This is a genomic window from Myxococcus sp. CA023, from assembly GCF_010998615.1.
Taxonomy (GTDB): domain Bacteria; phylum Myxococcota; class Myxococcia; order Myxococcales; family Myxococcaceae; genus Myxococcus.
Genome location: NZ_JAAEAH010000003.1, coordinates 133,525 through 144,339 on the forward strand (window position 1 = coordinate 133,525; position 10,815 = coordinate 144,339).

At 66.2% G+C, this 10,815-nt stretch carries 8 protein-coding genes and 1 tRNA gene; 3 read left to right on the forward strand and 6 right to left on the reverse strand.

Translation table 11 applies throughout. The features are described 5' to 3' along the window. Positions 1-39: 39 nt before the first annotated feature. On the reverse strand, positions 40-1,440 hold the full coding sequence (locus F8M74_RS01710; protein WP_141252777.1) for a hypothetical protein: 1,401 nt from the start codon (positions 1,438-1,440) through the stop codon (positions 40-42). 27 nt (positions 1,441-1,467) lie between these two features. After that, the gene (locus tag F8M74_RS01715; RefSeq protein ID WP_228559501.1) at positions 1,468-2,709 is read right to left on the reverse strand and encodes a 50S ribosomal protein L11 methyltransferase; all 1,242 of its coding nucleotides are present in this window, start codon (positions 2,707-2,709) and stop codon (positions 1,468-1,470) included. 315 nt (positions 2,710-3,024) lie between these two features. Here F8M74_RS01715 and F8M74_RS01720 point away from each other — a divergent pair, with 315 nt between their 5' ends. Next, positions 3,025-3,912 (forward strand): cupin-like domain-containing protein, encoded by an 888-nt coding sequence (locus F8M74_RS01720; RefSeq protein WP_141252775.1) that lies wholly within the window; start codon positions 3,025-3,027, stop codon positions 3,910-3,912. 71 nt (positions 3,913-3,983) lie between these two features. Here F8M74_RS01720 and F8M74_RS01725 read toward each other — a convergent pair whose 3' ends face one another. Further along, complete coding sequence (locus F8M74_RS01725; protein WP_228559499.1) at positions 3,984-5,060, reverse strand: CmcI family methyltransferase; 1,077 nt, start codon at positions 5,058-5,060, stop codon at positions 3,984-3,986. Between the two features lie 86 nt (positions 5,061-5,146). On the opposite strand from F8M74_RS01725, the gene F8M74_RS01730 reads away from it, so the two are divergent. Further along, positions 5,147-6,013 (forward strand): cupin-like domain-containing protein, encoded by an 867-nt coding sequence (locus F8M74_RS01730; protein ID WP_141252774.1) that lies wholly within the window; start codon positions 5,147-5,149, stop codon positions 6,011-6,013. A gap of 65 nt (positions 6,014-6,078) precedes the next feature. On the opposite strand, the gene F8M74_RS01735 is transcribed toward F8M74_RS01730, so the two are convergent. Next, a tRNA-Ile gene (locus F8M74_RS01735) sits at positions 6,079-6,152 on the reverse strand. Between the two features lie 440 nt (positions 6,153-6,592). Beyond that, complete coding sequence (locus tag F8M74_RS01740; RefSeq protein ID WP_228559497.1) at positions 6,593-8,347, reverse strand: hypothetical protein; 1,755 nt, start codon at positions 8,345-8,347, stop codon at positions 6,593-6,595. Positions 8,348-8,693: 346 nt separating this feature from the next. On the opposite strand from F8M74_RS01740, the gene F8M74_RS01745 reads away from it, so the two are divergent. Next, on the forward strand, positions 8,694-9,023 hold the full coding sequence (locus F8M74_RS01745; RefSeq protein WP_140798873.1) for a YnfA family protein: 330 nt from the start codon (positions 8,694-8,696) through the stop codon (positions 9,021-9,023). 34 nt (positions 9,024-9,057) lie between these two features. Here F8M74_RS01745 and F8M74_RS01750 read toward each other — a convergent pair whose 3' ends face one another. Next, positions 9,058-10,803: a fatty acyl-AMP ligase gene (locus F8M74_RS01750; protein ID WP_141252773.1), complete on the reverse strand. Its 1,746-nt coding sequence runs from the start codon at positions 10,801-10,803 to the stop codon at positions 9,058-9,060. Positions 10,804-10,815: the final 12 nt, after the last annotated feature.

A 10,815-nucleotide genomic window follows, 5' to 3' on the forward strand; every position in this document is an offset into this window, starting at 1 on the left:
GCAAAGATGGCTGGGCAGGAATCAGGTGGACTGCGGATGTCAGAGCACCAGCGTGTCGGCGCCGTGGCGGAGCACGGTTCTCTGGGCGCCGCTCTGGATGTCGAGTCTGAAGAACTCGGAGGCGAAGTCGCGCAACTTCGGACCAAAGGCCTCCATTACGTCCGTGTTACCCAACTGAAGCGTCGCTCCGTCGCGGCCGAGCGCATGTTCGATTCGCCCCTGCAGGCGCTCGAAGATGGCCAGGTTGGCGCGTTCGAGGCGCAGATACTCTGTCAGGGCCTCGGCGAAGGGACGCAGCGCGGGGCCGGCGGGGCGGGCCTTCTCCAGCAGGGCCATCACCCGCGCGGGGGTGTCCTCGGGGAAGGTCAGGGCCTCGAGCTCGCGGGTCTGCGCGCCCAGGCCCTGGCCGGAGATGGCGTGCTGCTCCTGGTCCAACTCCGCCCGGAAGCGCTCCAGGTCCCGGACGGTGCGCTCGCGGACCTCCTGCTCCGCGGCGGCGACTTCCCGGGCCAGCGAGCTGACCTGCTCCTCCGTCCTGCGCTGATAGGCCTCCAGCGCCGCGGCGAGCTCGCCCGGCCCCGGCTCTCCCGCGCGCGGTTGGGACAGCTGCCTGGACAGCTCGTGGGCGAGCGAGGTGGCCCGGACGCCGAACAGGTACTTCTGCGCGTCCAACCCCATCAGCAGGTTGCCGTACTCGAGGAAGGGGCGGCTCACCAGCGCACTGACAGGGCCCGGGTCGGCCTGGGGCGGGAGCTGGCCGGAGATGAGGACCCGGAAGGAGTCCTCGATGAGCCCGCGCGGCCCCGCGCACACCGAGTTCATCCCGATGAAGAGCTCGTTCGCGTCGGTGAACTCGTAGAGCACCGCCGGGTCGAGCGCCTCCATCTGGTCGTACAGGCCCGCGGAGATGATGATCAACACCTGCAGGTGGGCCACGCGGTTGATGCCCAGGAGCATGCGGTAGAGGATGGCCGTCACCGCGGGCAGGTGGCCGTCCTGGAGCGGAAGCTGCCCGCGCCGCAGCAGGTACGCGGAGAGGGCGACCCCCAGCCGGCTGAACTTCCACAGGTCGACCATGGTGATGGGGCCGTCGAGCGGGCGCTGCGCCTGTTTCAGGTACGCGTTGCGAAGGACGGCCAGCCCGCCCACCACCGCGGGCCAGTGCTGATTGAACTGGCGCAGCGAGGAGACATTCATGGGATGGGCGTGCTTGCGGCGGCTGCCCGCGTAAGGACATTCCCGCATCTCCATGGGCACGCCGGCCTGGACGTGGGAGGGCGCCATCTCCTCTCCCAAGGGGCGTCCCTCGTCGTCCTTGTAAGGCAGCAGGGCGCCCATCAACGACGCCCAGTAGAACTCCGGCGCCTCGTGGGCCTTGGGGCCGAAATAGCCGGAGGCATACAGGGCATCGACAGCGCTCAGGTCGCGAAGCTGGCTCATCGGAACGGCTCCTGGTGGATGCGTCGGTTACTTCGGTAGGACCTTCAGTTTCTGGCGGCCCGCCACGGTGAGCAGGCTGGAGGTGAGCGTGATTTCGTCACCCGCGTTCACCGAGAGGGCCCGCGGCAGGTCCCTCACCGCCCAGCCCCAGTGCGTCCGGGGCGAGAAGGGAGAGGTGGACAGCACCAACCGGTCGTCCAGGTGGGCCCTGAAGAACATCAGGAGTGAGCCCAGCCGCCCGCCGGCCCGTATCTTCAGGGATGACAGCGTCTCGCCCGCCGTCTGCGCCTCCAGGTCACCCGCCAGGTCAATGGTGCGCACCACGCACTCCTCCGAAAGAATGGCTTGCTCGAAGAAGCCCACGCGGAAGTCATTGGCCCGGCGGGGGAACGTGGCGTCGTCATTGATTTCATCCGCCTGTTCCAGCACGTGCAGGTAGGGCGAGAAGTCGAGGCCATACATCCCGGAGAACTCACGCGCTTCCAACCTGGCGCGGTGGGCGATGGAGGGAACGAACTCCGGCTCCACCCCAACGCAACAGACTTCTATTTTGTGAGGAATCAAGGTGCCCTGGCCCGGGCGGAGGAAGCGTCTCCTTGCGTCATCGATGTATGGGATGACGTTTTCGAAGAAGGGGTCGATGCCCAGGATTTCGTGGACGATGACATCCACGGGTTCGGGGAGTTGGACGTCCTTGCTGTTGCCAGTCAACAGCGTGACGCGGTCCTCCATGCCATTGGCCCGGAACATCATCCGTGCGAGCGCGGCCACCTCGCTCTCTTCCAATGCATAGACATGGCGCGCGCCGCCCTGCGCGGCGAACATCGAGAGGATGCCGGTGCCACAGCCGAGGTCCGCGACCACCTTGTCCCGGACGTGGGGCAGGATGGCGGAGCGGTACGCCATCACCCGTACTGAATCCCTCAGCATCCAATGGTGCAGCGCGAATGACGCGAAGCCGGTCGACGCCGGCACATAGCCGCTGTCCTCGGCGCGGTAGTCGGCGCGCACGGGGGTGAGGATGTTGTTTCCCCTGAGCCGCTCGACGGCTTGTGCGAAGGCTTCCGGGCTGAGCGACCGCTCCTGCCGCACGGTATGGAGCGCGGCTTCTTGCGTTCGTGCGTGGCTGAAGGCTCGCAGGATCGCGAGGTCGTCTTCCTCGAGAACGCAGGGGGAACGGGAAACCGAATTGGCCGCGACGAGCTGGCCCGCTCCGTCGAGCTGGATGAAGACGGAGCGGGAAACGATATAGGCGGTGTTTGAAGGCACGTCGCTCCCCAGGCGAACCGCGGCGCGCCCTCGAGGGCAGCGGCCGCGAATGGTTATGTGCTTGGGAGGCATTACTATCTGCTTTCCTTTTCAATGCAAGCGCTGTTGGTGGATGCGTTTGCGTTGTAAAGCGGCTGCCGCGCTGGAATGGAATATGTTTGCGTGGTGCGTTGTTTGTTGCCGGTGTCTCTTCGCGGCGTGTGCGCGGGGTTGAAGTTTCTGGCGCTGGAGGAACGCGGCTCCGGGGGCGCTGATGGACATTGGCTGCGGTGTCGTGACAATGATTGTTAGAGTCCGGCTTCCGTTGGGAGAGGTATGAACACCAAGCACCCCATTGCCATTGAGCGGATTTCCAGTCCCACGCCCGCCTTCTTCCGTGAGCACTATCTGGAGAAGCGCCGCCCGGTGGTGCTCACCGGAGTGGTCAGCCACTGGCCGGCTGTGACGCGTTGGAGCGCGGACTCTTTCAAGCAACGGTTTGGAGACCACCGCGTCGTCGTCGAGCGAAGCAGGGCCTCGGTGCCGTCGAACGATCCCCTCGAGTTCCTGCGCAACCGCTACTACGAAGAGGCCCGGCTTGGAGACACCATTGCTCGGATGGTGTCTGGCGAACATCCGCCAGGGGCGTACTACGTGACGTATGCCAACATCTTCGATGCGGCCCCCGAACTGCTCGGGGACTTCGAATCACCGCCGCAAACCTGGGGCATCCCGCCGCATTACCCTCGAGCGCTTCAAGACCGGCTGACCTTGCGTCCCGGCTTCTGGCTCGGGCCCGCGGGGACCGTGTCCGCGGTGCATTTCGATCGGCAGGAGAACTTCAATGCCCAGATCTCCGGGCGCAAGAAGTGGACGCTGTACTCGCCCCAGGATTCGCGCCACCTGTATTACCCGGCGCTCGACATGCCCACCGTCATCTTCAGCCCCGTGGACATTGAGGCGCCGGATGCACGAAGGTTTCCGCGCTTCGCGGAGGCGCAGCCCTACGAGACAATTCTCGAGCCTGGCGAGCTGCTGTTCATCCCCGCGGGCTGGTGGCACCATGTCCGGACGCTGGAGCTGTCCATTTCGCTGAACTTCTGGTGGTGGACGCTCGCCTCGGTGGGCACCACGGCCCGGGTGAACTACCACTTCGCGCGCAAGCAGTTGCTGCGCATCCTGGGCCGCCAGGGGGCGACGGCGGCCTCCATGCCGGTGGGTTGATGAATCCTGGCGGGCGGGGCCGCGCTGCCTTGGCGGGGCACCGCGGGCCCCTCCTTCAAACGGGGTGGTGTTCAGACTCGCTTGAAAATGGCATCCATGGCGCAGCTTGCGTTGTAGCCGAAGAAATCGGTGTAGAAGGTATCGACCCGGTAGGCCTCGCGGTGGTGCCAGAGAAACCTGCCGAGTTGGTCTTCGACGAGCGACTCTTCGCCTGACACGCGTCCGCTTTCGGGGTCCTCCACGATGACGTAGTCGCCCGGCCGGAGGTATTCGTGGAGGTACGTCAGGATTCCGTCGACGTTGACATGGGCGTCTTCGATGAAAAGCCAGGGGTGAGGTGCTGCTCTCAGCAGTTCCGGCGTGAAGACCTTCTGAATCTTGCGGCTGTCCCCCTGCATGAAGCTGACCCGCGGATGAGAGACGTCTGGCTTCACCAGGTCATATGTGTGGATATGGCAGTCGAGTTCCAGCGCTGTGAGCTGGTCTGCCAGCCAGAGGGCGCCGCCACCATTCGCGCTTCCGCTTTCGAAGATCGTGCGCGGCCGCAGGTCCGACAGCAGGCGTGGATAGAGCGCCAGGTCGTACACCGTCTTGAACAGGGGGATGCCTCGCCATCGCATGCAATCGGAGACGCCCTGGCTCAGCGCGAAGACGGTGTCGGGGACGTCCCGGCCGAGCAGGGGGGGGCGTTCGAAGTAGTCCACGAGTCTGCCCTGGACCCTGCGGCGCAGGTGCGCATGGAACATCTCCATCATGCGCACGGTCTGATCGTCCGGAGGCGCGACCTGCTCGGTCGCCGCGCGCTGTAGCAGGGGAAGCAGCGTCTTCATCACCGTGTTTCCCAGATAGGTGTTGACCCCGGAGTAGGTGTGGTCCCGTTGGACGTCCGCGATGAAGCGCCGCACCTCTTCCTGGAGGCGGGCGCCTCCCGGCATGGGCGGCTGCTGGAAACAGCCCACCGTGTGTCCGGGGCCATGGCTTTCGAGCCAACGGCCGGCGGGTTGCTTTTTGATGCAGGCTTCGCACGAATCCATGGCGCATTCAAAGCAGTGGAACCGCGGAGCGTCGTCCAATCGTTTTCCACAGTGATTGCATAAGAATGCTGCCAGTGATGCGAAGCCCACGCTCCTCGGGTCAGCAGCCTTCATGGTATGTCCTTTCAAGGCCAGGCAGGGCGCGCGGCGCCAGCCGGGAGTCTGGTGAATACCTTCTCTTATCTCATAGGCGCATTGCCATGCAGAATGCCTCCAACGGTATTGAGCGCATCGACAATCCGACTCCTGAGGAGTTCTATCGGGAATTCGTTTCGAAAGGCCGGCCCGTCATCCTCACGGGAATCGCATCCACATGGCCCGCCTGTGGCCGGTGGACGCCACGCTTCTTCGCGGACAGGTTTGGAGACACGCCCGTGCAGGTGGAGGTCCAGCGCCGTCAGGACCCGACGCTGCACTGGGGGGAGAAGGAGGTGCTCCAGACGACGCTGGCCCGGTATGTGGAACTGCTGTCGTCGGAAAGCCCGAAGTACTATTTGAACTTCGCTTCGGTGATGGCGCAGTTGCCCGAACTGCATCGGGATGTCGGCTCGTTGGATGCCTACCAGGTCCATCACCGGCCCTACCCCGAGCGGGTGCGCCGTAAGCTCCGGCTGTCACCCATCTTCTGGTTCGGCCCGGCGGGCGCCTTCACGTCGCTGCATCGCGACCCTTCCGACAACCTGCTGGTGCAGGTGCTGGGGCGCAAGCGGTTGACGCTCTTCGCGCCGGAGGACACGCCCAACCTCTACGCGCCGTGGCATGAGAACTGTTCGAGCGGGCGCTGCCTGGGGGGATACAGCCCGGTCAACGTCGCGCAGCCGGACCTGGAGCGCTTCCCGCGCCTGAGCCGTGCGCGCGGGGTGGACGTCCTCCTGGGCCCTGGGGAGATCCTCTTCATCCCCATCCACTGGTGGCACTACGTGTCGTCCGTGGACGTGTCGATTTCGGTCTCGTACTGGTGGTTCCACCGGCTGTCCCAGTGGCACTGGTCGACCGCGGCCTGGGTGCCCCTGCGCTCCACGCTGGAGTGCCAGGTGCGCCAGTGGTGGCGCGCGCGGGCCGCCTGAGGTCCGGAGCAGGGCGCAGCAAACGAAAAGCCCCTGGAATCTCAACGATTCCAGGGGCTTCTGTGTGGCCAGGGTCAGACTTGAACTGACTACCTGCGGATTATGAGACCGCCGCTCTAACCAGGTGAGCTACCTGGCCGTAAGTGGGATGCAACCTACGGCTTTTACTGCGGAACTTCCACTGCCTTCCTACCTGCTCGCCCGCTGTCCGTGCAACAGCTTTGGCAACGGGGCGGGTACTTCGCGCTTCGGGGCGGCTCTATACCACATGACGGGCGGAGGGCAACGGGAACGACACGGCCAACCTTCGCGGGGCCAGATCTCGGTCCCGAGCGATCTGCTCGCCAGACGTGGAAATGGGTTTTCTTCCTGACAGGGCGCCTCGATCCCACAGGAAATGCAAGGTGACTTTGGGGTCGATTGAGGCGCGGCATGCGTGGCGCGCGGTCGCCACAGCCGGGGGGCTCCAGCAACAATCAACGTACCCTCCACCAGATGTGCGTGGCGGGATTGGGCATCACGCGCTGCATCCTGGCCGTCTTGGAAGACGAACTGCGACAGGGACAGCTCGAAGTGCTCCTACCGGAACGGTGGCTCAGGCTGTTTCGCGAACCACTGCTTCGCGTTCAGCAGGTGCAGGTCCTGTCCGCCGGGTTTGAATTCGATTCCACCGGTGAGGGCGCCCAGGGTCGCCAGGAGCGCGCCCTGCAGCTCTCCGCCTGCGAGGTCCAGGTGTCCTCGCAGGGAGAAGCCCTCTCCGTCCGCCTGCAGTTCGCGCAACTGGAGCCCGCCCTCGTCAATCTGCACCCGGCCCGTCACCGTGACGTCCCGGACGTTGAGCAGGGACGTCAGGAAGCGCGGCAGATTCTTGGCGGACGTGAGCAGTGCGGCGACGGGCTGTGTGTCCGTGAGCTTGCTGGCGAAGCGCGCCGACAGCACTGTCGGAGACAGGGACAGTCGGGCCTGGGGCAGGGTGAAGACGCCGCTCCAAGCGCGGATGGGCACGGGGCCATTCGTGGACACATTCGTCAGCCGGAGCGTCGTCCCCGTCAGTGTCAGGGACTTCGTGTCCCACGACATGTTCCGGGCGTCCACATCCGCCTCGGCACGCAACAGAACCTTGACGCTTCCCATGCGTCCAGAGACGAGGTCGGAGTCCACGCTCAGCCGCAGCGAGTCCTGAGCCTTCGCGGACTTCGACCGCTCCCGGCTCTGCACCGTCATGAACCCCGAGTCGATTTCCATCGTCCGCGCCAGCCAGGGATTGAGCATCCTCAAGTCCAGCGGCCGGCTCCTGGCCACGCGGAGGTCCGGCTCCAGCTCCCAGTCCGACTGCTCCGCGCTGCGCCGCGCGATGACAGTGAGGGTGATTTCAGGGACCTCTGCACCCGTGCCCTCGGGACCGGACACCCGCACGGGCGCGAAGGTGAGCGTTGCGGTCCCTTTCCGCGTGTCCGGGCTCTCCGAAGCCAGCGAGGCCTTGAGTGCCCAGGGCGCACGCGCTCGGATGGGACCGGCCCGCACGTTCAACTCCTGGCCCTGGACGTCAATGCGGCTGTCATCGGCCAGCCCGCCGTCTTTGAGGTGGAGGTCCAGGTCCACCTTGCCTTCGCCCCCTTTCAGGGAGACGGCGTTGTTCGACCCCAGGTGCTCGTTCAGCCAGTCCAGTGGGAGCAGTTCCATCTGGCTCGTCACCTGTGCGCTGAGCGCCCGTGAGAGGTCCCAGCCCTCGTCGTCCGTGAAGGGGACCTCGAGCTGTGCCTTGGCTTCCAGGCGCTCCAGCCGGGTGACGGGCTTCCGGTCGAACTCGATGGCCCCGGAGACCACTCGAATCGAGGGCGTCTCGACGTGGATGCGCTCGCGGCCTTTGATGTCCAGCGAGCCTTGCACGTCCAGGTTCCCCACGAAGCGGACCCGGCCGAAGTCCAACTCGCGAACCTCGTGGACCGTTACGTCGGCCAGTTGGATGACCCACGGGCGGTAGTCCGGGCCCGGTGGCGGTTCCATCTCGATGCCGAATGACGGTTCAATCCGGAAGCGCGCGCCATGCCCGTCGATGCGCTGCACGTCCACGCGTTTGCGCAGCAGGGCGGTCAGCGACACGTTGGCGTCCAACGCGTCCATGTTCACCTGCCACCACTGGTTTTGATTCTGCTGGGTCAGCGTGAAGTCACGAAGGTGGAGCTGTCCGAAGGGCCAGAGCCACCAGGCGCGCTTCCAGGCGAGCTCGGTCCGGCTGGTGGACCGGCGCATGATGGCCTGGACGGCGCCCATGTTGAGCGCCACGTTGATGGAGACCTCCAGCACGATGAGTGCGCCCAGGGTCCACGCCACTGCTCGCGGCCACCGTTTCCTGCGAGGGGCTGCGTCCTGGACGTCTGGCGGCGGGATGAGCGTCATGTCGCGGGTACCCGGTGGGATGTCCAGGGGGGAGCGGCGTGGGCCGTTCCCGGACGGCGCGGGTGCTGTTTCCCGCCGCCCTCCGGATGCCTCAGTCGCCGTGCGCATACAAGGCGCCAGCAGGCCTGAGCGTCCGATTCGCTCCCGGAGTGTCCGCGGGTGAGCCGATGCCAGAGGCCAGGTTCTGGATTGGGAAGGGCGGGGGATTGGTGGAAGGCTCGGCGCATGGACTCGGACACGCGGCAGCACCTCGACCGCGCTTCACGAAAGGTTCCTCGCCGTGCATCTGCTGTACGCCTTCGGGCTCTTCGTCGTTACCGCGGTGGCCGAGGTGGTGGGCTGCTATCTGCCCTACCTCTGGCTCCGTCAGGGGAAGTCGCCCCTGCTCCTCGTACCCGCGGCGGGGAGCCTCGCCGTCTTCGCGTGGCTGCTGACGCTTCACCCGACGGGCGCGGCTCGCACCTATGCGGCCTACGGCGGGGTGTACATCGCCGTGGCGCTCGTCTGGCTATGGCTCGTGGAAGGGGAGCGGCCCACGACGTGGGACCTCGTGGGCGCGCTCGTCGCCATCCTGGGAATGGCCATCATCGTGCTCGGCCCTCGCAGGTAGCGAGGGACTGCTTCATCACGCCGCACGGGACAGACTACACGGCCCAGCGCTGGAGGCTGCCCTCCACGTACTTCGCCCGGCAGGCGCGCCGCTGGACCTTGCCGCTGGACGTCTTGAGGACCTCGCCCTGCTGGAGCAGGACAACCTCGTGGACGTCCACCGAGTGCGCGGCGGCCACGGCCTGCCGGATGGTCTTCTGGAGCGCGCTCGCGTCCAGGGCCTGGGCGCCATCGCCCTGTTCAGAGGGCGCGAAGCGGGCGCTGACCTCCACCAGCACCACCAGCCGCTCGCCCTCCGGATGGTCGACGGAGAACGCCACCGAGCAGCCAGGACGCAGTGCCGGGTGCTGGCTCTCGGCCGTCAGCTCGAGGTCCTGCGGGTAGTGGTTCCGGCCGTCGATGATGATGAGGTCCTTGATGCGGCCGGTGACATACAACTCGCCGTCAATCATGAAGCCCAGGTCACCGGTACGCAGGAAGGGACCTTCCTCGCTGCCCTGGATGCGCGCCTGGAAGGTCTCCGCGTTCGTCTCCTCGCGTCCCCAGTAGCCGTGAGTGACGTGGGGACCGGCCGTCCAGATTTCGCCCACCTCGCCCGGTGCGCACGCCACCAGCGTCTCTGGATTCACGATGCGGATGAGGCTGTCACCCCAGCTCCGCCCGGAGCTGACGAGCGTCCGCGCGGACGGGCCCGGCGGGGCAGCCACGGCGCGGTTCTGCTCGAGCGCCGCCGCATCCAGGGTGAGGTGGCGTGGCAGCTCGGAGGTGATGCCTCCCGACACGAAGAGCGTCGCCTCCGCGAGCCCATAGCAGGGATAGAAGGCCTCTCGGCGGAAGCCGGCGGGCGCGAAGGTGTCCGCGAACTCCGCCAGCGTCTCCGCCCGCACGGGCTCCGCGCCATTGAAGGCGACACGCCACGAACTCAGGTCCAGCGAAGCGAGCTGCTCCGGCTTCACCTTTCGCGTGCAGAGCGCGTAGGCGAAGTTGGGCCCGCCGCTCGTCGTCGCACGGTACTTCGTGATGGTGTTCAGCCAGCGGATGGGGCGCTGCAGGAAGGACCACGGAGACATCACGACGGAGTGCGTGCCCATGTACATTGGCTGGAGCACCGTGCCGATGAGCCCCATGTCGTGGTACAGCGGCAGCCAACCGCACACCGATGAATGGTCGTCGTGGCTGAAGCCCTGCCGGATCATCTCCTCGTTGGACATCAGGTTCCGGTGCAGCACCATCACGCCCTTGGGCGTCGACGTGGAGCCTGACGTGTACTGGAGGAAGGCCAGCGTGTCGCCGGTGATGGCGGGGCGCTTCCAGCCGTCCTCCAGCCCTTCCTCCAGTGCGTCCGTGGCAATCCACTGGATGTCCCGCAGCACGGGGTAGGCGTCGGCCAGCGCGTTCACGCTCTCCAGGATTTCGCGCGTGGTGAGCGCGAAGCGCGGCTTCGCATCCTGGAGGATGGAGAGGATGCGCGTGACGGCCTGGAGCTGCGCGGGAGGATAGGCTGGCACCGCGGCCACGCCCGCGTACAGGCTGCCGAAGAACGCCGCGATGTAGTCGAGCCCCGGTGGATACAGCAGCAGCGCTCGCTCGCCAGCGCCCTTGTGCTCCTGCAGCGCCGCGGCAATGGCGCGGGCCTGGCGATCCAACTCGCCATAGGTCCACGTGGTCGCCTGGCCTTCACCATCCTGGAGGAACGTATAGGCGCGGGCCTCGGTCTGGTTCGAGGCGCGCCAGCGCAGCAGGTCGGTCAGGGTCTGCACGGAACGGCTGGGACTCGGCATGGCGGGTCTCCT